This window comes from Spirochaeta dissipatitropha (assembly GCF_054657935.1).
The window spans coordinates 320,555-345,892 of sequence record NZ_BAAHXT010000002.1 but is presented as its reverse complement, the minus strand read 5'-3'; the positions used below and the strand labels follow the sequence as shown (position 1 = coordinate 345,892).

The 25,338-nt window shown below is 48.1% G+C and carries 7 protein-coding genes; 4 read left to right on the top strand and 3 right to left on the bottom strand.

Annotated elements, in window-relative coordinates; genetic code table 11:
* Positions 1-18: 18 nt before the first annotated feature.
* Positions 19-6,279: an Ig-like domain-containing protein gene (locus ACYQ2L_RS03285; RefSeq protein ID WP_460051005.1), complete on the bottom strand. Its 6,261-nt coding sequence runs from the start codon at positions 6,277-6,279 to the stop codon at positions 19-21.
* A gap of 156 nt (positions 6,280-6,435) precedes the next feature.
* Between ACYQ2L_RS03285 and ACYQ2L_RS03280 the strand changes: the two genes are divergently transcribed.
* Both ACYQ2L_RS03280 and ACYQ2L_RS03275 read left to right on the top strand, forming a co-directional pair.
* Positions 6,436-7,509, top strand: coding sequence for a hypothetical protein (locus ACYQ2L_RS03280; protein ID WP_460051003.1), 1,074 nt, complete (start codon positions 6,436-6,438; stop codon positions 7,507-7,509).
* Positions 7,493-9,085, top strand: coding sequence for an HD domain-containing phosphohydrolase (locus tag ACYQ2L_RS03275; RefSeq protein ID WP_460051001.1), 1,593 nt, complete (start codon positions 7,493-7,495; stop codon positions 9,083-9,085). Before ACYQ2L_RS03280 ends, ACYQ2L_RS03275 begins: the two co-directional genes overlap by 17 nt.
* Before the next feature lie 30 nt (positions 9,086-9,115).
* Here the strand turns inward: ACYQ2L_RS03275 and ACYQ2L_RS03270 are convergent, their stop codons facing one another.
* Positions 9,116-9,511, bottom strand: a complete 396-nt coding sequence (locus tag ACYQ2L_RS03270) for a hypothetical protein (protein ID WP_460050999.1) — start codon at positions 9,509-9,511, stop codon at positions 9,116-9,118.
* A gap of 86 nt (positions 9,512-9,597) precedes the next feature.
* Between ACYQ2L_RS03270 and ACYQ2L_RS03265 the strand changes: the two genes are divergently transcribed.
* Positions 9,598-10,782: an ABC transporter substrate-binding protein gene (locus tag ACYQ2L_RS03265; RefSeq protein WP_460050997.1), complete on the top strand. Its 1,185-nt coding sequence runs from the start codon at positions 9,598-9,600 to the stop codon at positions 10,780-10,782.
* A gap of 40 nt (positions 10,783-10,822) precedes the next feature.
* Positions 10,823-11,995 carry a hypothetical protein gene (locus ACYQ2L_RS03260; protein ID WP_460050995.1) on the top strand — a complete coding sequence of 391 codons (1,173 nt, stop codon included), beginning with the start codon at positions 10,823-10,825 and terminating at the stop codon, positions 11,993-11,995.
* 109 nt (positions 11,996-12,104) lie between these two features.
* Here the strand turns inward: ACYQ2L_RS03260 and ACYQ2L_RS03255 are convergent, their stop codons facing one another.
* Positions 12,105-25,295 (bottom strand): beta strand repeat-containing protein, encoded by a 13,191-nt coding sequence (locus ACYQ2L_RS03255; protein ID WP_460050993.1) that lies wholly within the window; start codon positions 25,293-25,295, stop codon positions 12,105-12,107.
* Positions 25,296-25,338: the final 43 nt, after the last annotated feature.

Sequence of the window (25,338 nt, the reverse complement as noted above, 5' to 3'; positions counted from 1 at the left end):
TATCAGTCCGGCTTCAGGTCAGAACAGCTGCACACGTGCCCCGAAGCTGAGTCTCGGAACAATGTCAGGTGAAGCATCACTGGGGATAAACCAGACCTGGGGCTCAACGTAGAATGCATAGGCATTGAAAAAAGTCAGATGATTGAGCTGTATTCTCGGAAACTCAAGTTGACCGACAATAGCACTGAGAACAACACTATCGATGGCATCCTCCGGACCTCTCCCGGCCGGAATCAATGGCTCAAACAGCCTGATGTAGTTAAATGTCGCTCCAAGTGCAACATTCAGGGACAGGAATTCCCAGTCAGGCCCGAAAAAGGTATTGAAAGGCAATGATGCCACATTAGCCAGAAGCTTTCCACCCAAAAAATGTCCTGAGAAACGCGCCGGCCGCATTATGCCTTCATCATCAAGTGCCTCTTCGGGTCCAAGTCCATACTGCCCCTGTAGCTTGACGTTATCATCGAAGAAAGAGAAACCAAGACCAATCTGGAAATATGTAACTCCGAGAACATGCGCATCAAGATACATTCCCTGAATAAAGCCGGGTACTGCATAACTGGATTTATCTCCGGGCCTCAGGGCGACCTTGATACTCTCGATCCCGTGTTCATCAGAGGCCGTCCCTTCCATTCGGATACGGGTGTTCAACCGGGCATCCTCATGAGGACTCAGAAGATCGATCTGTGGAGGCTGCTGGTCAAGGGTAAACATACTACGGGTGACAGCGCTTTCTCCGTTTTCAAAACGGGCACGTACAATTACTGCCAGTGGCCCATCAGGATAATCTCCCGTTTCAATGCGATAACGCCATTCCTGACCTCCCCGGGCTGTCTCAAAGGTTCTGCCGTTATCCAGGCTCACCTCTACCCGGGATACCCTGAGCTCGCGGGATTTCCTGCGGTATTCAGGATCATCATCGTTCAAATTATGATTGTAGCCGGCAGTTCCACTTATCCAGGGCCGATCAGTAATAAAATCACCGACCTGATGACTCTCCAGAGTCACAAAAGGCCCGAGGCTGGTGTACTGAAACCCAATAATCGAACTCGATACCTGTTCTCCTGCACCTGGCTGAATAACTGCCTGTAGTTCATTGTACCCGTTCTGAACCTCATCCTGCGGGATTTCATAACGGAAGTATCCCCTCGAATTGACAGTTGTTGTATCCAGCAGAGATCCGTTCAATAAAAGCTGCACCCTTCGCAGTGGAACTGTGGATCTTGCCAGTCCCTCAACTACGACCGGACCGACTTTATCAGCACCAGCCTGAGGGAAAAGAAGACTTACAAAGGAACTCTCAAGATCATCCTGGACGAGAACATTCCTTGCGACTACAGTCTCATTATCTGCAGCATCTCTTGCTGTGAGGCGCAGGTTATACCAGCCCTCGGAAAGATCACTTATGTCGATCCGCTGTCTGAGTACCGGATCCAGGGGCAGCTCAATTAGCCTGCTCTCCCCTTCATGAGAAACCGGGTCGATCTCAAGTACATAACTCACAACCCCGATATTGTCTGCAACCCTGCTGTTGAGCAGAAACTCCTGTGAGACTACATCGTTATCGTTTGGAAGCGTCACATTAATAACCGGAGCTGTGTTGTCTATGTTAATCAATGTAAAAAACTGAGCCGGAATTCCATAGGTATCTACAGCTACCACCTGTACTGAATAGGTTCCGTCCTCAAAAATAGTACTGTTCAGGTCATAATGCCATTCCGAAAAATCACCAGTTGATGTACTGGCACGCTGAAAGCTATTGCCGTTATCGAAGGATAACAGAACCTCTGCAATTCCATTCTCGTCGAAAGCCCGTCCCTCAAGACGAATCATTCCCTTGTTTGTCTCATCAACCAGAGGAAGATCCATATATATTTCCGGTTCCTGCAGACTGACCCTAATGTTTCTGGATACGATTTCTCCTGGCAGGCCGTAATAATCAACAGCATAGACTTCAATAAGATGCTCATTGTCAGCCAGATCACTTAGAGGGATATCGACGGAGAAGCTGTTCCCGCCCGGCAGCCGCTGCCAGGGAATTTCTTCTATCTGAACAGCTTCCTCTATGGAGGAATCTGCTTCATCAGCTTCACCAGCATCGGACACGGTTTCTTCCGATACTACCTCATCATCTTCCACTTCCTGTCCATCATCTCCCGTGTAGCGGATGCGCCAGAAAATATCACGAACAGCATCGTCATCAAAGGCCATACCGCTCAGACGAAAATCGCTGTCTATAACAGCATTTTCTTCAGGAATCTGAATTTCGACCACCGGGAGGTCATCTTCCAGACTGACCTCAACTATGGGACTAACATGAGCAATGTTTCCTGCGACATCCACGATTCTGAATACAAGCTCTTCGTCCTCCTGCGTGAGAAGACTGAAATCCACCATGTGATCTATCGTACTGCTCAGAGGAAGCGGCGTATAGTTCTCACTATCTGTACTGTATGAAATGCTATCAATCGGACTGATAGAATCTATACGGGCAACAACCCTGGTCAGACCATTTATAACATCCTGTGCAGGAGGGCTTACAAAATGAACGGATGCAGGCAGGGGATCATAGACAACAGGAAGCCAGTGTTCCACTACACGCCCCATGCTGTCCCGTCCCTGAAGGAAAATATGCTGTGCTCCATGACTGCGCGCAGCAAGACTGATCTCATAATAAAACTCATCCTGAACCCGATCCATGGAGGAATCAGGAGCATCTGTTTCAGTGTCCGTTTCGCTGACAGTTTCTGCCTCCGCATCTGTTTCAGCAGATGAGTCAACCAGCCAGGGTGATTCAATCTTGCGATAACTGCCATTCAAACCAATTCTGTAATACAGGCCATCGAGACCGACTTCATCTCTGAGCACTCCCTCTATGGCAGTAGTTCCTGATGAATAAAAACCAGCATTCGGGCCGCTGAGGACAAATTCAGGATACTCATAATCTACAACCACAGTGTAGGAGGCGCTTTCATAGGTGAGTCCATCTATGGTGGTAATTTTGAAACGAAGATCATCCTCCCTTCCCTGTCCAGTCGGGGTAACCTCAATACGATTTTTTTCAAAGCTTGTACGAAACAGATGCTCGGCACCTACCTGTTCGACTGCGGCCATAGGTCTTCCCACAAAAACGGCCGACAGAAATCTCCTGTCCATGATCACCATTTCTGAGCGTGAAATAACTGGATCGAGAAAAATCAGTTGATTACTATAGACCGGAGCACTGCCTTCAGACAAAACAGAAAAGCCGATTTTCCGGCTGACAATATGCCCCTCGCTATCCTCAGCCTGAACTTCGAGAACATGACGCCCATAAGCGAGACTATCGGGGAGCTGAAAAGAGTAGGTCCGGGCATATGCAGGAGAATCTGCTGCCTGGAAGCGCAGATTATTCCAGGAACCATCATTAATGCGCCAGCGAAGTGTTGCCAGACGTTCAGCATTATGTACTATTCCGGAAATGTCCCTGCGCTGACCAAGATTCTGCTGGAAACCCTGCTGAAGTTCCTGTCCGTTTGAACTCAACTGTCCGATTTCAATCATTGGTGAAGCGAGCACAAAACGAACCCGCTGTTCACGTGTCCGAGGCTCAGGATGCCTGTCAGTAGCCCTGATCACCACATCGTGCTGACCAGGTTCAAGGCCGGTAATGCTGAACATAAATACCTGATTATAACGTCGTGAATCAAAGCTCTGTCCCCGGCGGAATTCACTGCCGTTGACTGAATATTCTATCTGACTGGTACCATCCAGATCACGGACAACTCCACCAATCTGTACAGCACCGTCAACAACCGCGCCTGCACGTGGAAACATAACCTGGAGTTCCGGCTGATCATTACGGCGTCCTTCGGCTTCCTCCCCTGAAGGAAGCGGCAGCTCGGGTGAACGGGTAACAATACGCCGCTCCTCACCATGATTCCCATGTACATCCCAGGCACGAACAATAATAGCGTGCTCTGTAGGGTCCCCTTCTCCAAAGGTAAAGGCATTCGTAAAACTGAATCCATCGCCGCTGCGACGGAGAGTCAATGCTTCCCAGGTTCTTCCTCCATCAACAGAGATTTCCGAGCGACGTATATCCGAGGCATTTTCAATGCTCCCGCTGACGCTGAGAGAAGAACCAGCAACGAATCCGCTCTCCGGCCGATCGAGATTGATTAGCGGTTTTTGGCGATCTACCCTGATTGTATAGGGTCCTGAAGACAAACTGATTATCTGTCCGTCACGGCCTGTAGCTTCGGCATGGATTATGACATTTTCTACAAGACCATCTCTCTGTCCGGTAATACTGACAATATCTGCCTGATTCCGCAGGACAAGAATATCCGTTTCAGGCTCCATACGGACATTACGGAAGCTGTCACCACTGCCCCCATTCGAGCCTATCAAGCGGAACTGCAGACTGTTGCGTCCACTTAATTCGATTATTCCGCTGCCCGAAAGACGCTCGTCATCTGTCCAGATAAAGGGGTCAACCTCAATGCGCCGGGTATCACGGTAATCAAGATATTTCTGGATCCGGTTTTCTGTGCCGAATTCATCCACTGCAGTAATCACAATCGGTATCAGCCCGAATAATCCGCTACGTGGCAGTTCAAACGAGAATTCCTCGGCACGTTTACCATCGTTCCGGACATCTCCCCTCCGGCTTCTCACTCTGAGAATCTGGGCAGAATCGCCTTCTCCCAGTCGTACCGCCACCGAAGAAATAGCACCACGGCTATACACAGTTCCGGATACCTCAGCCGGGATCAAACGATCATAGGGCATTCCGGAAAGATAGGCCTCGGAGCTGCCGCCTGAGTAACTCAACTGCTGAAGACTGATTTCAGGGGAATCGGCCTTGTGGGTAAAGCGCAATCGCAGCTCTTCTCCCCTGTAGCCCAGTTCATCAACCGGGGTAAGACGAAGATCGAGTCGTCCTACCGGTGCTTCTTCCAGAGAAATTGAAAAAGCAGGGTACGCCGGAATACGCAGAGGCTCGGAACCCAGACCCTGCACTTCTACAAAATCAGCTCTGTGCACACCTTCAACTTGACCGTACAGTGTGCTGGCAAAAGGCACTGAACTAACTGCATCCTCACCGGTAAACAGCGGGGATTGCACCGATACTACAGGCTTCGCGGCATCCTGATTGTTTGCCAGTCTGTGCCTGACATGTGTTCTATTCCCGCTGGTATCCTCTGCATAAAAGTTTACATCGATATTCCGTCCCCGATAAGCGCGGGTATCAATTTCAATATCCCAGTAGGGATTGCCTGGAATCAGTTCAATCTCCTCTTCCTGACCATCCCAGTTCCACCAGAAACGCTCAACTCCGACCTCGTCCCGTATAGCGCCTGCTATTGAAACAAAGCCGTATACATCGCTCCCGGATTCCGGTTCGAAAACAGTAATGTCCGGGCTCTCGTTGTCTATGAAAAACAGGAAGGCCACTTCACTGCGACTTCCGGTCGCATCTGTAGCTCTAAGCCAGTAAATTACCGCACCATCATCCTGCCGGTCGGTCCGGACATCGAACTGAAACTCTTCATAAATTTCGCCGCGCTGAGAACGTGTTCTTACTGTTTCCCAGCTTTGCCTGCTGTCCCGGCTGAGTTCAAGCAGCTGAATACCATTCTCATCCTGTACCCTGCCCTCAAAGCGGACACGGCCATTCACAATGCTTCCGTTTTCATGACTGCTAATACGAATAACCGGCGGTCTGGTATCCAGCAGGAATCGGGTCCGGTATACATCGCCTTCAAGTCCATTTATATCGATTGCGCGCGACTCTATGGTGTGCAGTCCATCATCAAGCAGATTTGCCGGCACCTGGTATCTCCAGTAGTCCGTACCTTCGTCTACTCTTCGCCATGCACCATCGTTGAGACGGACTTCAACCCGCCCCACGGCATCGTCATCCACCGCAACACCTACAACATCTACAGTTCCTCTGACCACGGAACCTGGTTCCGGATAAATAATTCTGGTGATCGGTTTATCAGATTCGGGATCGATTCTGATGTTAAACGGGCCTTCAATGTATTCATTGCCTGCAAAGTCGCGACCCTGGATTATTATGTTATATAAACCGGCATCGTACTCGGAGATGTCCAGTTCATGCTGCCAGTTTTCTGTTCCCTCAACCGGCTGCCAGGCATCCTCGGGAGTTCCGCGGCCAAATACCGGCAAGGTTGAAATCAGCAACAATGAAATCATATACATAAGCACCAGGAGGCTATTTCCACAATCGCGGGTTGTCTGTTTGTCTGATCTAAATACAACTTTACTCATATATACACACCTTTTTACATAGCTCATATAGATATCATTCTATACTTATCTTCGGTTTTTCTCCAGCTATTCTGTACTTGAGACGCGAAATATTTATATTTCAACATACATGAGATTTATTATGCAAAAAATGAGAAAAGGTATTAGAATAAGAACGTGAAAAGTAAAAAGATTATATTCATATCGCTTGCTGCAATGTTACTTGCAGCAAGCGTACAGGCAGAATCCCTTCAGAATGCGATTAGCCGGAAAGATACAGGTACTGTCCTGGACTATCTGATAGACGCCGAAGCACATGAAAGCCTTGTTATTGAGGAACAGATTCTCTCTGCGGCCCGTGAATACGTGCGTGCGGGTGAACTTGCATATGCACGTGAACTTGCAGGCACAGTTCTTCTGTACAACATAGACAACCAGTCTGCCGCCGACCTTTATATTGCAATCGAGGAAGCAGAGCGCCAGGCAGAAATCAGACAACAACAGGAAGCATTAGAGAGGGATCAAGCCAGACTACGACAGCAGGAAGAGGATCTGATTGAGTACCGTGCAGGACTGCAGCAGATTCGCAGTGAGCACTTCAGATTCCAGGCAGTACTTGGCCCCCTGCACTACAACTATTACCGCCCGGATGGTATTACAGAAAAAGGAACACTCGGCAGTCATGGTTCGCTTGCTTTCAGATTTCAACATCCCCTCATTTCTGTCGGCACCAGAGTGTTCTATGACAACAGCTATTTCTCATTCAGTGATTACGTACAGAGCCATGATGCTGGACTATACATCTGGCTCGGCGCTCCACTCTGGATTGGTACAGCACTCAGTCAAAATGAGGATTTTTTTGTTCTCCCCTTACATCTCCGCTTCGGATTGCGTTACACCAGGTTCACTCCTGCTTCAGAACCTGAGTCGGTTAACCTACCGGTCGTTGGCTCCATGATTGTGCCGGTAGCTGGTGTGTACATTGATCAGACGCAGTTGAATTCCTTCATGAATTTTTCACTCGGTTTTGACTGGCTCCCTCTTGGCACATTTAATCCCGAAGGAGTTCTGAGAGATTCACTTTCATGGGACAGCGAACTGGATATCCGGATATTTGAAGTTAGACCTGGATTAAGCCTGAATCTGCAGCCGTCGATCCGCGGCACCGTTATCATTTCTACCCAGTCGACTGAGTGGTCAGTCAAGCCAGGTCTCGCACTAGGAGTTATGTATTATGCCCAAAACAACTAAATACTATCGTTATTTCCTCATCCTGTTGTTGTGCACAGCATACGTCGTACTGCCCTCACATAAAGTATCTGCAGAGGATGCAGTCATCTCACGAGCTATAGAATCTGCGGAAGCAGAACTGATAACCGGAGATTACGAACGTGCCTTTGCCAGAGCACGACTCATTCTACGGTATTATAGTGACCAGAGCATGCCCCAAAGTGCACTATCTGTAAGCCAGAGAACAGTCCGACTATACGCCAATGATCTGGCCTCCAGACAAGCCTGGCATGCCCTGCAGGATCTGGAGAAAGAACTTATAAGCGCACCTGCAGCAGTTCGTTCCCAGGCCACGGACGCATTTCAGGCAGCCCGCAATGCTTTAGCAGAAGAACGAATCCTGCAGGCAGAAATGGATCGCCTTGCCGAAATCGAACGACAACAGGAAACAGAACTGCGTCGTCAGGAGGAGATTGAACGACGGCTTGCCAGAGAGCGTGAAGAATTCGAGGCTCGTCAGTCAGAACTAATGGCAGAACGTGAGCAGCTTGATGCAGTACAGCAGGGTAGAATAGACCGTATAATCGAGATGAACCAGCGTCTTGAACTTGAAAGAGAACAAGCCAGACAGGAAGAACTCAACCGTTTTATGGAGCGTCAATCTGAGCTCGAAACAGCCAGACTCGAGCAGGAGGAACGCTTCCGAAATCAGCTTGAACGCACTATAAGCACCAGTCTGAGCAGCACCGAACAAGCGCTACAGGCAACAGCCAGTCTTGGATACACCGTAGTGATCGGACTTGCTGCTGCAGGGTTTATTGTACTGGCACTTGCCATATTGTTTGTAGTAATAAGCGTGCGGCAGCAGAAGGTGCAGCAGGAACAGTTCCAGAACACTATCCGGACAATTCAGGCAATGCAGATTTCCGACGGGAATCATGCAGCGCTCCCTTTCCGCCCCGATGCTGCGGCACCATCTATCGGAGGGCCCAGTGCCGGACTGCTGGCTGACAGCAGAACAGGGACTAATCCGCTCAATAATGATGAAGTGCGTGCCCTCACCGAGCAATGCAGAAGTTATGCACAACAGATAGACAGTATAACCCGCAGAAAAAATGCCAGCCAGGCCGTCGCAGAATCAGTCTACAAGATTTCTATAGCCAGTGGCGTGGATCCTGACACAGCAATGCTGCATTATGCTGCTGGTCTGGTATATGACATCGGCTTTCTGAATATAGACCCCGAGTTGCTTGCTGCTGGTTCAATTACCGAAGAACAGTTCAAAATAATAAAAACACATACTACTATAGGGCTGAACATGGTATTCTTCGTCCCGGAGAGCAGCCGTAGTCTTTTCAAGGATGCCGTATCGAAACACCATGAAAACCTGGATGGAACGGGATACCCCTATGGCCTTAAGGGAGACGAAATACCATATATAGCCAGGGCAATTCGTGTAGTAGAAAGCTACATAGCACTGGTTTCTTCCCGGAACTATCGGGATATACTGGATCGGGAAGCGGCTTTCGAAGAACTTTATAAAAGTCCACAGTACTATGATATTGAGCTTATAAAAATGCTGGATACTGTCACCTGATTCTGATATCTACAGCAGCCACAGAGAGTCTCAACTGTCAGTAACTCTTACAAGTTCCGTCACTATTGGTTCAGAAAAACCTTGTCGGTTAGCCGTATATAGCAGGCTGTCATCAGCCTGTAGTTCGAAGCGGTACTCAGCTTCTCCTTCTATATTCAGGTGTTCTGCAGTGAGAACATAGACAGAATCTCCTTCTACTCTGTCCCAGGCACGCTGGCTAGCTGCAAAATCCATTGAGTTCTGACCCTGCCCGAAAATCACAGTATCTTCCCGGAATTCAATAAAGGTTTGAGCTTCCGGAAGAGTATTCTCCCAGCTCCCGATAATCCATTCTGGTGGTGACAGACGTGTTCCAAATAAATCACAGGAAGACAGTATAATCACGATACCCAGTAGCAAAATTCTCACATACATTTTTACATTCATTTTTACCTCCAGAAAAACAGTGTAATTATATACAAAATAGCATTGCTTTACACCTCATTCAAGACTATTATTTTTTAATGAGATTCATGAAGAAATATGCACTGTTGTTTTTCTGTTTGATAATTTTACCGGCACTTTCAGGCTGCGAACGCTCACTTCGACCACACGGTTCGGTTGCAGTCGGTGAATCCGGATTTCTTTCTGAACTTGAGTCAATCGCAAACGAACTTCCGGACCTGCAGTTCACATGGATTACAGAAGAATCAGCAAATCAGATACCGTCAGGAACTGACCTTATTCTGTGGTCGGGGAACCAAACTCACTTGGAGTGGATACGAAGCAGCAGTCTCCTGCAGTTGTCTGAATACACAGGCCGAATGGAGTCCCATGAGGAAAATTATCTTGGAAAGCTGGAATTTCATGGAAACGCCGAGGAATATATAGTGCCGATCGGAGCCTATACCTGGGGGCTTCTGTACCGACCCGATATAATCAGCAGTGTGATACCGGACTTTGATCCGCTTGCAATTAAATCGCTTCATGATCTTGAAGCAGTGGCAGTATCCCTGCATGAAGCCAATATAGCACCATTTGCTCTTGGAGCCGAATTCGGCTGGCCTGCAGCCGCATGGTTCAGCTACTTTGATATACGACTGAATGGTACTGAAGCCCACCGTGCCCTGATTGAAGGTAGACGAAGTTTCACCGATACCGGCAGCATAGAGGCACTCGAACTTCTATTGCAGTACGCGCGTATGGGCTGGTTTTCTGATCAGCCACACACCAGTGGATGGATAGAAAGTGTCAGAGAGGTTGCTGCTGGCAGGGCAGGTTTTGTTCTCCTGGGAACCTACGCAATCAACCGATTCCCCTCACACATCGACCTGAATATGCTGCGTTTTCCAGGCATCAACCCGGACAGCCCGGATAATTCTGCAGAACTGGGCCAGGTTCTGGCCCTGGCAGTACCTTCCGACTCCCGGAACCCGGAAGGAGCCCTGGCGCTGGCAGATAGGTTTGTTCTCGCCGGCTCCCCGGGGATCAGCTCCGATGGCTACCGTACTGCTGCTCTACCCGCCGGTGAAGAACAAGGATTTCCGGCTTTTTCAGCTGATATTCTTTCAACTACAAGCTCAGTTTTTCCAAGTCCGGAAAGATGGGTTTCTCCGGCATTTATTCAGCAAGGTTTCAGACTCTTCAGAAATGCGGTAGAAAACCCCGAGCGATATTCAGCAGAAGAGCTGGCTGCGATGCTGGAGAATATCCAGTGAGCCTCTGCGCCAATGCTATAAATTGTGTTATTATATCAGCATGAAGATGAAATTGCTGATATCTGCAGCACTCATAATTGCTGCAGTCATAGTAGTTAGCCTTGTTCTGACTTCTCTGGAACGGAATACCCTGCATATAGCACTGTCAGCTGACAGTGTAGAGGAAGCGGCAATTGAAGACTTCCTGAATGAATATCTATATTCTTCTCCCGGGACCAGAATAAAGATCAGCCGATATGAATCCGAAGCAGATTTGTACCACTTCGCAACACAAAAGCTTCGTGGAGCAGATATAGTCATTCTTCCGGCAGGATATTATTTCGAGCGACTAATGCAGGCAGGTCTTGAACCTCTGGAGGTACCACCTTCTTTTCCCTCGGCTGCCTTGAACAGCTTTTCACTGCAAGAAATTTTATTTGCTGTTCCGCTGACATGGAGGCCATCAGGTATTTTCTACAGCCGACAGTTGCTGGCAGACAGACAGTTACCGGATTCTCCGCAGGATTTGTTTGCACTCCTGGACCAACGGCGGCAGCAGGACAGACAGGCATTAATAACACATGGGTATACACAGGGACGTCTATTCGATTTGTTTATCGCACTCTATGGAAACCAACCTGGTAGTGCTGTAGCGGATCTAATGATCTCTGCAGCTGATACTATTGTTCATGAAGATTTGCCTGTTCACCAAGCACTTCAACAGGCCAGAGATTCATTCCAGCAGCTATCCACCTCCAGGCAACTTGCTCAATCAAGTGCCAGCTACAATATTGACGATGCTCTTATGATTCTGCAAAGGGCTGAGGCGCTTGCTGTTTTTAGTGACAGCGGCTTCAGTCAAAATATTCCAGTTGATCAACACAGACAGTTCCTGTTCTCACCTCCCCCACTTCAAGGACCCCGCCCACCGATCTATGTGGGCCGTTTGTTGGGAGCAGGTTTAAGCACAAGAGGAGCCAGAAAGCCGATAGCTCTTGCACTTATAAAGGCCTTGGCAGATCCAGTCAATCAGGAAAAAATAACTTCCGGAATAGCCCTGAGCCATGGACTATTTGCTGTCAACAGCAGGGTAAGCATTCCAAGCGAGTATGCCCGCACCGCAACCCGGATGCTCGCTATTGCCGGGCGGATACTTCCTGCAGAGCTCCGCTGGGCAGCAGAACCAGACAGAGAATCGCTGAATGATACGCTGAATGAGTATCTGCTGCCCTAAGGCAGCAGATACAACAAACTGTTATCTACCGCGTGAACAATACAGCTGCTGCCACTAAAGTTATGGCAACAGCAACTATCTGCTCTCTCAGTTAAAAACTGATTCACTATTAATCAACTACTGGCAACATACGAGCATACTCAATCTTATCGGAAAGCCAACCGACAACTGGCAGGTTTTCTCCAGCAGCCACGTATTGATTGATCATAGTTCGATGAAACTGTTCAATTCCTGGACGAGGAATATTGTACGTAGGCACTGCTGTGATTTCCCAATTTCCCGTATATTGATCATTCTGATCAGAGCCGTCATAGAGTATATTCTCGATGTTGGTTCTTTCATTTGCAGCCACAGGATACGCCAATCGCATGGAATTCCTTGTGCCAATGTAAGAGTCAGAGCTATAGCTAATATATGGAATACCATCTATAACATGCATATTTGTCCTGGTACCCACCGAGAACTGTGAATCTACCTGTACACTTGTTGTAGATTTATCGCTCCAATCAACAGCAGCAAATCGCAAAGAGGTTTCCGCTGCATCATGGTAAGCAACATACAGATAAGTATCATCTCCTTGCTGACTCACTGCTGCAGACACATGTGATCCTGTCAGGGCACTGTCATCGAGAACTATAGTATTCCAGTCACCGCCTCCACTAAGATTGTTAACGTTCCATGCATTACTGGAGTATGCAAGTTTTAGTGCACCTGCATTTCCATCAAAATAAATGACAGCAATATCTGTACCATTTACCTTTACCATATCATAGTACTCACTGCTCGCATTAGCAGTGCCTGGTATAACCTGTACCTGAGTTGCTCTGCCAGCGTCGTTTGCTGGTTCCGTAAGATTGCTGTCGGTAGCATTGCTTGCACGGAAAGATACAAACGATAGATTCCGTTCATCCGGATGTGCATCGTAGTATGTTATGTAGATGTTAGTATTATTAGCTGGCCCATCTACATGCAGCTTGGGAAATTTCACTCTGTTCAACTGACGACTTCTAAAATCCAGACCAAGAATTTCAAAGTGGTTGGTATTTGTTCGTGGATTACCACCTATTAAAGCAGCCTGCTGTCTATCACGATTTAGATATAAATAGCCAATGCCACCTGCAAATGCATCCTGTACCGAAAGTATCCAGTTCACACCATCTGTTCTCGCTATCGCAGAATGCCGTTCATACCACTGCCCCGAACGCCAAGCTGAAACATTGTCCCCAGTGGTCCGGTAAGTATAACCATTGTTGTCATTTGTATAGCTAAACAGAGGCTGATTTCCATCCATGATCATGGATGGGTAGTAGTAGGTCTGAGTGTCGGTGCCCGACATAACCTCGGTAACATCCCATACTCGTAAAAATCTGTCATCATTCCATCGAACAGAACGTGGGTTGCCAAATTGTTCTTCCTGGTTATAGTCAGCGTCATTATTATTCAGATTATTTAGACTAGCTATGCCATTCACAAAAACTGTTAAATACCCTGAGCCTGCCAGATTCCGGTCTATATCCAGTGCCGAGCCATTCTCTGTTGAATTGAGTGCGTCACCCACCGACGGTTCAATCCCAATTGCAGCACTGGTAAGATACGCATTTCCACTTGAAAGATTAAAACCATCTATCCGGAATATTTGCCCTGCTCTATTATCAATACTATATATACCGGTCGCTGAGCGTAATACAACCTCGCTTATTCCAAACTGCCCAGCAGGGTTTATAATACCAGAGATATATGGGACTACATCGACATCAGTACTATTATTCGAGACATTACCATCATCAGGTCCAAAGTCTACGGCTTCAAATTCTATGTTGACATTGGCACGTGCCACACCATTTATGCGTGCAGAATTCCAGGCAAAACGCCAGTTCAGAACGTGACCGTCGGCTTCTGTTATGAATTCGCTGCCTCCAATAACTTCAAAGCCCCAGTCAGCTGTTCCTGCAGCAACATCAGCGATAGAGTCTCCGTTAGTTATCAGACCAGTACCATCCCATGTTGCGATAGTAAACGGCTGCCCAACTCCTTCACCACCATCATACTCTGCTATTCTGACAGAAATAGCTTGAATCCGCTGATTATCCTCAGCCCTTCCAGTGATAATAACTTTTCCGCTGATATCAGCACGTGCATTACTACTGTGTTCAGCATACTGCACATATCCGTGGCGAACTACATTACTGCCACTACCAGTAGTCACAATGTTCTCATTGTAGTTATCCGCCGCTTCAAGAACCTTGCTACCGTCGGTCTGGGAGATCGTAAAACGCTGACCAAATGGTGCAACTTCAATACTCGGTGGTATGTTGTCTACATTATCAATGTTCATGCGGACCTCCTGTGAGGTCTGCATTTCCAGACTATCTGTGACCGTGACACGGAACTGTGCATCGTTCGGATCCCATGCCCCTGCGCCAATGGTATCAGCAATGGAACTGAAGTCGGTAATATCAATTGTTGCATCTGTTCCAGTGTATAACTCAAGCCATGCAACACCGTCGTAATATTCAACAGTGAAGTTCAGCGGGGTATTGGCGTCTGCAGCGTCCTGAGTGAGAATAGTAAACTGCAGGAGTTCATTGCGTACAGTGAAATCTGTTGCGGTATAGGCAGAGACAAATGATTCGGTAACATTTACACTGCCTGCGCCAGTCAGGTCGGTTCCGAGGGTTATAGACATAATCTCCGGCCGTTTATTGGCTACAAATGCATCTTCGCTATATGAAGTATGATTACCGCCAATATCACGAACAGCATAATTAATCTCGATAGCACCATCATCGATCTCGGTACTATCAAAAATCATATACCACTCATACCCACCTGCAGAGAGCCGCAGGTTTTCCCGAATTCCGTCCTGATTACCCTTACCGATTACATTGTCATCACCTTCTTCATTGAATTGATCAATTACTGCAAAGTAATTCTCCGGTGCCAACAAGCCGGTTCCACTGCCGGATCCTGTTGCTTCGAACACAACACCGACTTCATTTCGTGCTGCGCCAATTTCTGTAAAATCGGTATCACCTAATTCAACAATCACATAAGTTATTCCGCTGGACGCTGCAGCTGCGCTTATCAGATCTGCTGAATATTCACCACTTCCATCGGCACTTTTGCTGACATAGGCATAATCATTCCAACGCAGATCATACACCCTGTCACCGCGACGCAGCCACACAACTACAGCTTCAACACCGGACACAGTTCCACTATCATTCGCGGTTCCCTGCAGTACATAGGCTGAATTACTGATCCGCACATAATCTTCACCAGCAACACTTATCTCTTCAATGAATGGATCGAGAACACCACCTGGAGGATTATTATCGACCTGCAGAGTAAAGAATGACTGTGAGGTAAACTGTCCATCGTCGGCTTCAATGTTAAATGACCACAGACCAGACTGACCGGATCCAAAATGCGCCAGTGAGTCCAGCGGAACATTAAAGTCAAATTCCCTACCCGAATCTACCTCAGTGACCCAGTCAGGTTGCTGAATGACCCCGTTGTTGATGAGAATAATATTGTTCGCTACTCCACCACCGCTGGCTCGTACCCGCAAAAAGTCTATTTGCGAAGTATCACGCGCAGTACCAGACAGTACAATCTGTCCTCCAACAGTGTCACCGTTAGCATAGTTCAGGTTCTCGATACTCGGAACGTTAGGGTCAATTATTACAGTAATAATCTCGGCAGTACCTGCAATTCCTGGTGAGTTGCCATCTTTGGTATCAATTGCTCGTACTTTTATACGAATAGTCCGCAATTCACCTTCATCGGGATTGAATTCCCCGTATTTGTTCAGGTCAACTGACCAGTTCGACCAGGTTCCAGATGTTGTGTTGTCGTTTACCAAATACCACTGTGTGGTATTTGCATCTGCAATAACATCGGACGCCACTGGTTCTTCACCCATTGGCCAACCACCATCAGGTTCTGGCCAGATATCATCGGGGTGACTGAAGGTTCCGTCGTTGTTCATATCAAAGGCTATTTCAACCCGGTATACCGCATCGTCATCTTCAGCTGAACCGCTGACACGTATTCGCCCGCCTACTGTCTCATTATTTGTAGGTTGTAAAATTACAGCTTCAGGATTGTCTCCATCAGGATCGACTGTCAGATAATAATCCTGTGAACCATCTCCAATTCCACCGACTACTGTCTCGTTTCCAGCAGGGTCAAACGTCCGGATATATATCGGGAGCTGCCATACATTAGAGCCAGGTGCAGTTTCAACGGCATCGGTGCTATTGGCAAAGGCATTGATGTTCAGGAATACATGTTCCCAGTTAAATCGATTGACAAAAGGAACCCATTCCGCAGTTGGATTGTTTCCAATTCGCAGCTCAGTCAGATCAATCCCGCTGTCATCTGTTGATGCGCCGCGCAAGGTGACACGGCCGTTCACATTCACACCGTTGTCCGGAGTAAGAATCGAAATTACCGGTGGGGTAATGTCGTAGGTAAAAGATCTGGTGGTCTGCTGGGTTTTTTCAGCTCCATCGGTTGCTTCAACAAGAATATTGTGAACACCTTCAGATAGCCCCGCACCACCACTGACCGGAAGCTCAACTGTGTAGCTGAACTCGGTTGGAGAAATCTCAGTGAGTACAGCATCCACCCAATCACCAAAACCATCGATACGGGCACGAAGCAGTGTAATGCCGTTGGCATCTGTGGCTGTGCCTGTCACGCTTACTGTGTCATTCCAGAAGCTGTTGCTGGCTGGAGTTGCAATACTGACCGACGGTGGCAGGGTATCCAGACGAAACTCGATTGGATCTGTCTCCGTAAGGCTTTCAATTCCTCCAATTGTATCCTGCGCTCTCACCTGAATGCTATGCAGACCGTCAGGCAGGCTGTAGGACAGTGAGATTGTTTCAGTGCTGTTTCCTCCAAGTGCAATCTGATTCCAGCCTCCGCCATTAAAGCGATATTCAATAAAATCCACACCATCATCATCAGTAACAGAGATAGCTATCGGCGTTGCAGAACCAAAGAGCTGACTCCCATCTGTAGCCATATTAGTAAAACTGATTACTGGAAGGTTGGTGGTCTGATCAATACGCAGAACGATGTCTTCGCTCGCAGTGTTACCTGCATTGTCAATCGCAATTGCGCGCAGAGTAAGATCCCACACACCACGATAATCACCATCGGCTGGGTCAACTTCTACTGCATAATCAGCATTGTCATACAAGGTAGTATCTATATCTGCTGACCAACTCGTTGTTCCGCTTACCGAGGTAATTTCATGAAGATTTGTATCAGGACGAACAACGTACAGTTCTACAGACTCAATACCACTATAGGGATCACTGCTTGTTCCGGATAAACCTATGGTCCTGTTAATTGTGATATTGTCGGTGTCCGCAGGATTTTTGTCGACTGGCAAACTGATACTGAGCGATGGATCGGAAATATCATATGTGAAAGATCGTGAAGCAGTATCTGTGCGCCCTGCAATATCTGTTGCACGCACCTGAATTGTTACATTATTATTCCCGAATGCCGGGCTGGCGGCAATCAGGTCAACCTCATCTACCGTCCAGGCCCACTCAGTTCCGCTGTTAAAAGTCAGTGTATCAACTTCGAACCAGCTACCGTCATTTATTCGATACTCAACCGTCGTAATCGGATTAATATCATCTGCAGTTCCACTGAGAGAGAAGTTACTGTTGAAAGCAGCCCCGGATGCAGGAGACTGGATTGCAGCAGTTGGTGCAATCGTATCCACTCTGAACTCTATAGGTCCAGCCGTCAGGGTACCCATCGGGAAGCCAGCAGTATCAATAACCTCAAACTCTATCTCATGCAAACCATCACTTAATCCAGCCAGGGGAATCTGTACTGTTACAGGACTGGAACCACCAATAGATATTGTATTCCAGCTGTCGCCGTTAAAACGATACCGGACATCTTCAACACCATCATCATCTGTTACCCGAAGGTTAAAGTTCCCGGTCGAGGTAAAAACTGTAGAACCATCTGCTGCTATACCTGATTCTGCATATACTATTACCGGAGTATCAGTAGACTGATCAACGCTAACAGTGCGTTCTGCAACTGCTGAATTACCAGCTGCGTCAAATACGGTTGCCCGCAGTATATAGTTCGAAAGATCATCAAGATCGTTTACGGTATTAATGCTCCGTGACCAGTTAAAGCTTCCGGTATCCGCATAGCTTGCCACAACGACACTGTCACTCTGACGAATTAGCTCAAGCTGCACACGATCCACTGAATTGTCATCACCAGCTATACCACTGACAGTCAAATTACCATTCACGATTGCAGCATTTGATGGAGTTGTAAAACTGATGGTCGGAGCAGTCTTGTCAATGCGAATTTCTCGTACTGCCGTACCGGTCTGTCCATTGTCAGCAGTGGCTCGAATACTTAATCTCAGAACACCTTCGTTCTGATCAACGGGAATTGGAATGTTTTCACTCCAGGAGACAACATCACCGAGATTACCGGACGTAATCTCGGTCCATGTGCCACTGGTTCCCAGTCGGTATTCAATGAGGGTAATTTCAGCATCAACCAGACTCGTATCAATCGTTGCAGTGCCGGAAGCAGCTATATCGCTGTCTCCATTATAGAAATCTCCGGTGGCCGGTGCTGATATTTCTACCTCAGGACTGCCTGTACTGATTGTAAACGTCGGAGAACTCACTTCATTTTCAAAATATATGGTCTCACCTTTGCGGTCCTCGGCACGGAGTTCAAATGTCCGGTTGGCACCATCCTGAATAGCATCAATATTAATCGACCAGCTGTAGCTTGTCGGCCAGTTGTCAGTCCACTGTTGTACGGTGGTCCATTCAGCCTCACCAGGGAAGCGGCGCTGCAGCAATGCAAGTCCATCAACATCCTGGACTGTACCCGTAGCATTCATATTGTTCCGATCTGTATAGACGGTTAAACCATTGGAGTCAGGTGTTGTAAAGGTGAAAATGGGTCGGTCACTTTCCTGGTCTACGATGAAGGCACGTGACGCAATCGCAGTGTTTCCGGCCTGATCACGTGATGCGAAATACAGTACATAGTCACCATCGTCATAGCCGTCCACTGCATCATTTGTATCCACTGTTGCTGAATACGGAGCAGCACCAAAACTGGTGAAGCCTGCTGTATCCCAAACAGGTGCGGGGTCTGCAGAAGGTAGGATCCACCAGCGTACAGGATTGCTTATCAAACCACTCCCGCCGGTATTGTCACTGACGTTAGTTGCTGTAAATGAGATTATACCATTTACAAAATCATCATTATCGATTTCTACAATTGGAGTCAGGCCGCCAATTTCTACATTCGGAGGAGTCACATCTACCTGGACTGTTCGTGTGAGCGAACTGCTGCGACCAGCGATATCAATAACGCGTATATGATACTGGAAGGTACCATCTTCGACCAGCACATTGGCTGGGTCGGTCGGGTCTGCTGCTCCCGTATCACGAGGCAGGTCTCCTATGTTCCAGCTGTCGTTATCTCCATTCAGTTCTATTGTCGCTACCAGAGTACCTTCTGCCCCACCCTGACGGATTTCCACTCGATCAAGCTCATTGCTGTCACTTGCTGTTCCACCCAAAGAGAAACTCGTATTGCTGTATTGCGTTGCACTGCTTCCAATAACATTTTCTTCAACTGTCGGATCTGCCTGATCCACAATAAAGGTCCGGACTGCTACATCCTCACTCCAGTTTCCGGCTGTATCACGCGCAACTACATGCAGAGTCTGTCGACCTTCAGGTATCTGACCGATACCTCCACCCAGGGTCACGGCCTGTGACCATTCAGCCTGACCGTTTCCTGTTTTAGTGGCTGCAGTGGCTATCCAGTCTTCGTATGACGCAGGAGGCTCGGTTCCTTCGAATCCGATCCAGAAACGCACTTCGCTTATATCACTTACAAACTCCACGTCAGCAACTGTACCACTGATCGTAGTACTGTCTCCGGATCGATATCCGGATGCAGGAGGTGCTGTAATGCTCACCTCAGGTCCAACCAGATCCACTGTAACCGTTCGTGTAATCTGCGCTGTCTTCCCGGCTATATCTGTTACAGTTGCCCGGTAGATATAAATACCATCACCATCTGTCAGCACTCCCGCAGTATTGGCGAAAACTGATGACGGATCAACTGGATCTGCTGCCGCAGGATCACGCGGCAAGCTACCCAGAGTCCAGTCTGCAGACGTACCAGCAAGCCCACTGTTGTCATAAATAACTATCTCTTCGCCTTCACCCCGCTGCTGGGTAACTACTATAGACGACAGCTCATTACTGTCGCTCACACTGCCGCTCAACTCAAATACATTTCCGCTTGCCGATACCGGCGCAGCTATTCCTGTCTCTGTTATCCCGGGATTATTCTGATCCACACCGAACTCGACATACGATACATCACCGATATTTCCAGCTGCATCTACTGCCCGCACTTCAAGTGTTCGTATTCCTTCACCGATTGCACCAAGATTCAGGCTGGTATTCCAGGCAAAGCTGGTTCCATCAAAGCCACCCAGCGCACTGGCCCATTCTGCATCGTCTCCAGAATTATAGCTGCCGGAATATATACGGTACTTCACCTGGGCTACACCACTGGCAGGACTTCCGGTATCAACTGCTGTTCCGGATGCTGTGGCAGCTGAACCTGTAAGCCAGGTAGACGGATCTCCCTCAAGTGCTTCATCTGGAATGCTTATTTCATCGATTACCGGCAGCGCTGTATCTATGAGAACACTGCGCTGCGCAGATGCTGTCTTTCCAAAACGATCAACGGTACGGACCTGTATGGTCCGGTTTCCATCTGCAAGTCCATCAGCGCCAACCAGGACGGTATACTCCCAGGTGACCTCTTCAGTCTGTGGATTTCCGCTAATAATCGCATTTTCCCAACCACTACCGGTATTCACCTGTACCCAGGAGCCAGCTACTGGATCATTTGAACCATCAACATGAAGTCCCAGACCGTTCGCATCCACTGCGATGCCGGAAATGGTGAAATCACTGTTACGCGCCGCACCGCTGCCAGGATTATTGATTTCTATTGTTGGAGGTGCAAAGTCAATCGCAAACCAGATCGGTCCAATTTCCTGTGTAACAGCTGCCACATCCAGAGCTCCATCCTTCTGGATTTTCTCGGATGCAAGATCGCTGAAACGAATACTGAACGAATGGATTCCCTCATCAAGGGCATCAAGATTATGAGTGAAGCTTACATTCCGGCTATTAGCGCCAACACTTGTCGGACTCACCCAGGCCCCGCCATTTATTGAAAGCTCTATACTGGCGGCAGCAACCCGGTCATCATCACTTACTGTACCGCGTATCCGGGCATTGAAATCCAGTAGATTCTGGCCATCCAGGCCTGCAGCTGCTTCACTGTCCACACCCGCATCCAGGTCGGTAAAGCTGACCGTGGGAATATCCGAATCCTGATCAACTATTACTACTCTACTGACTCTGGTTTCATTCCCTGCACGATCGCGCACAAGTATCCACAAGGTGTATTCCGTATTGTCATCAAGGTCACGGGTATCGATTTTTGCCGAATATGGAGTTGCAGCAAAGGTACCTCCGGTCTCATTCCCTTCAGGGAATGCATCTGTGAACTCCGGATCATCAGAATCACTACGCAGCATATACCAGCGCACTGCACCGGATCCCAGACCATTCTCGTCACTGGCTGCTACACTGAATTCAACGATATTGTTTACGCGTGTCTCACCACCTGCAAGCTCTATTGTAGGCCGCAGATTGGTAATTTCCACATCTGGGTCAATAGTGTCATACACTATACTTCGACTTATAGTGGTCGAACGACCGGCATTGTCTGTTGCAACTATGGAATAGGTATTCGTTCCTTCCTGTGGATCATTATCGGTAAAGGTCCATGTGGCAAAGTCATTAGTACTTGTCACTGGCATACCATCGACTGTGACACTGGCAATACCATTAAAATCAGTAGCAGTACCACTGAAGCTGATCAGGCTGTTGCTATACACCAGTCCACTATCGTAGTTGTTTTCTACCAATACCGGCGGGGCTGTATCGACTTTCAGTCCATTAATCTCCAGTGCTGTACTTTGATTCCCGATAACATCTCGTGCACGAAGGCTAATGCTCTGATTCAGACCCTGCTGCAGTCCACGATCAGCTGTAAGATTGATTGACCAACTGCTTGCGCTCAGACTGTCTCCGGCCTCTTTATCGACTGGCTGCCACTCGTCGTCGTCATTGATCCTGAAGTCTATTCCGGCTAAGCCTCCACTTGTTCCACTGCCGCCCATGTCAGTCCAGGTACCGTTCAGGGTAAAGGGAGTACTCGATATAAGAGCGTCATCAACGAGATTGCTCACAGTGACTACTGGAGGTGTTGCATCGAAGCGCATGCTGATGCTTCTGTCGGTTACCTTTCCGTATGCATCTACTGCACGGACAATAATATTACGCAGTCCATCCATGGAGCCATCGGAAGGAACTACAATAGTATGTTCCCACTGAACCGGGGTGATATCGACGCTCTCACCTTCTTCCGGGCTATCGCTCATCAGCTCGAAACTACTGCCGCCATCAAGACTGATGGAAAGCGACTGTATTCCACTCGCATCGCTGGCATGTCCACTGAGTACAACATTGTCATTAACCGCAGTACCCGCAATCCAGGAAGCCGCTGCTCCACCATTAATTAAATCTATAACGAGATCTGGATTTGCCTTGTCCAGCCCGAAGGTGATGCTGTTGGTAACCGCACTATTTCCTGCACGGTCAGTTGCCCTGAACTGGATCTGCAATCCAGGGCCTTCTTCGAGTCCCTCGACCGTGTATCTCCAGCTCTGGGTACCGCTTACCAGTGCCCAATCAGAGAATCCTGAACCGGAATCAATCCGGTATTCCACTGACTGAACACCGGAGAAATCCAGTGCGGTTCCACGAATCTCGAAAGTTTCGGATTCAATTGCATCCCCGTCTTCCAGATTCAGCACCTCAATAATCGGAGGAGATGCATCCCAGGTAAGTACATGGCTCAGGCTGCGGCTGCGGCCTGCCATATCATAAGCTGTTACCTCAATAGTGTACAAATTCTCTTCGGTAGGCTCTACTTGCACTGTCCAGTCTCTCGAGAGATCTCCGGGTAAACCTGTTTCCACAAGCTCAATTGTACCGACTGTACCGGAAGAATCTCCGACAGCCTGAACTTCAATTCGATCAATTCCAACAGCACTGTCTGCTGTCCCGCGAAGACTAAAGCCTGTGGCATTACTCTTGTAAACCGTGCCTGACCAATCAGAACTCCAACTTTCGCTGCCGTCTTCAAGCTTATGTTCATAAATCAAGCCGGGAAGAGAAAGACTGACATTGAAATTCCGGCTTATTACAGTGCTGTTACCGGCATTATCTGTTACGCGGACCTCAAGCTGCTGATTTAATCCGTTTTCCAGGTTGCTCAATTCAATTTCGCCGAAATTACCGGTGTCAGCTGTCTGGAACTCTGTCCATTCACCTATTGATGATGTACGCAGTCGATATTCAAAGCGAGCTATTCCACTGCCAGGATCGGCAGCAGGAACCGTAAAAGAATATGAGCTGTTATGAATTACCTGGTTGTTAGCCATACCCGGAATACTTGATACAACCGGAGGGGTATTATCTACCCGCACCGCCAGGGTAGCCTGAGCCTGCCCCTCGTCCTCACTCATCCGGGCGGAAACTATAAAGGTATGTGAACCATCATTCAGCTCGTTGGTATCTACCTCAAAACTCCACTGTGAACCTTCTTCAATTTCGCCGAGTAATACGGATCCTGAGGAGGTCTGCCTGTGTAGAAATACTGATGGAGCGCCATCTTCATGGCTTGCTGTTCCACTAATAGTGAATGTATTTCTGACAACCTCACTCTGCCCTGGACTGCTGATCTCAAGCAGAGGTGCTCCAGTGAAAATAAGGGAATAATAGACCTGCATGCGTTGTGCACCACCAGTATCCCTGACGAGAAAATACACCCTCTGATTCCCGCTGATTCTCCGTTCTTCAATTTCGGCCGGAATCGGCCAACTGAACTGACGCTGAGCCGGAGTACGGTCATCAGGTTCCGCGAGCTGAATCCAGCCTTCATTTTCCAGATCGTCAATTGTGCTGCTGGCAGATGGCTCCGGCAGACGATCATCATTTTTGTCCTGTATGAAAATCAGAGGAAAACCGATGGCTATACCATCGTCATCCTGTGCGCTACCGATGAGATTGTTGCCAGCTGCAATCCGATAGGGATCATCAACACTTTCGTTCCCGATTTCTGTCCGCCCAATATCGAAGGTAACAATCTGTACCCAAGGGATATCCAGCTTCTCGTTAAAATGCAGGACCATTGGATCTGCAGCAGCCGAACGGGATTTCAGGTTTGTAAGTCCACCGGACTTCAAACGAGATGCAAGCTGGGTTACGGTCTGAATTGTTCGATCACTTTCATTACTTAATTTTCGAATGTCATCAATATGGTAGTAGCTGGTACTGCGGTTTCCCGCTTCATCCCTGGCAAAGAAATGAAAATTGAAATCTTCACTGTCATCACCAGACGAGCGGTAAAAATCCCGGGAATTAAAAATAAAAGTCCAGGGAGAAGCTACGCCTTTCTGAATCAGTGCCTTTTTTCCATTTAGTGAGATCACTTCGAAACTGCTATTACCCGCAAGTTGTGTGTGATCGTCGCGGACCAGGCTGTTTCCATCGGAATCAAGAATCTGTACACCTATGTATTCAAGGGGGTGTACATCTGCAACGGCAACATCAATAGCCACAAAGGTATTATAACCTTCACCACGGGAAGGATCCCGGAAAAAATCACGGGGACTGGTAAGCAGAACAACGGGTGGAGTATTATCAACACTGAATGTCAGATCAGAAAGGAGAGCCTGTTTGCCGGCGGTATCGGTGGCACGGACATTCAGACGCAGACGTCCATCTGCCAGCCCGCGGGTATCTATATTAATTTTCCATTCGTTATCTGAAAACTCGTCAACCTGAGTCCATTCGCTGAATGAAGTGTCATCTTGTGCCCGAATCTGATACTCAACTCGTGCTACTGCCTGGTCATCCGTTGCCTGGCCACTGAACTCAACCTGACCTCTCAGGTAGCTGTCGATTCCAGGCGTCTCCAGAACAAGCCGCGGTGGCTCGAGGTCAACTGCCGATCCGAGACCTACCTCAAAAAGGTTTTTACAGCCTGTAGCTGAGATTACTACCAGTAACGCAGCGAGACCGAACATGGCCACGCGATTCCGACTCTTCATATGTTCCTCCGTCTTATTACATCTCACCTTACATGCATCGGCT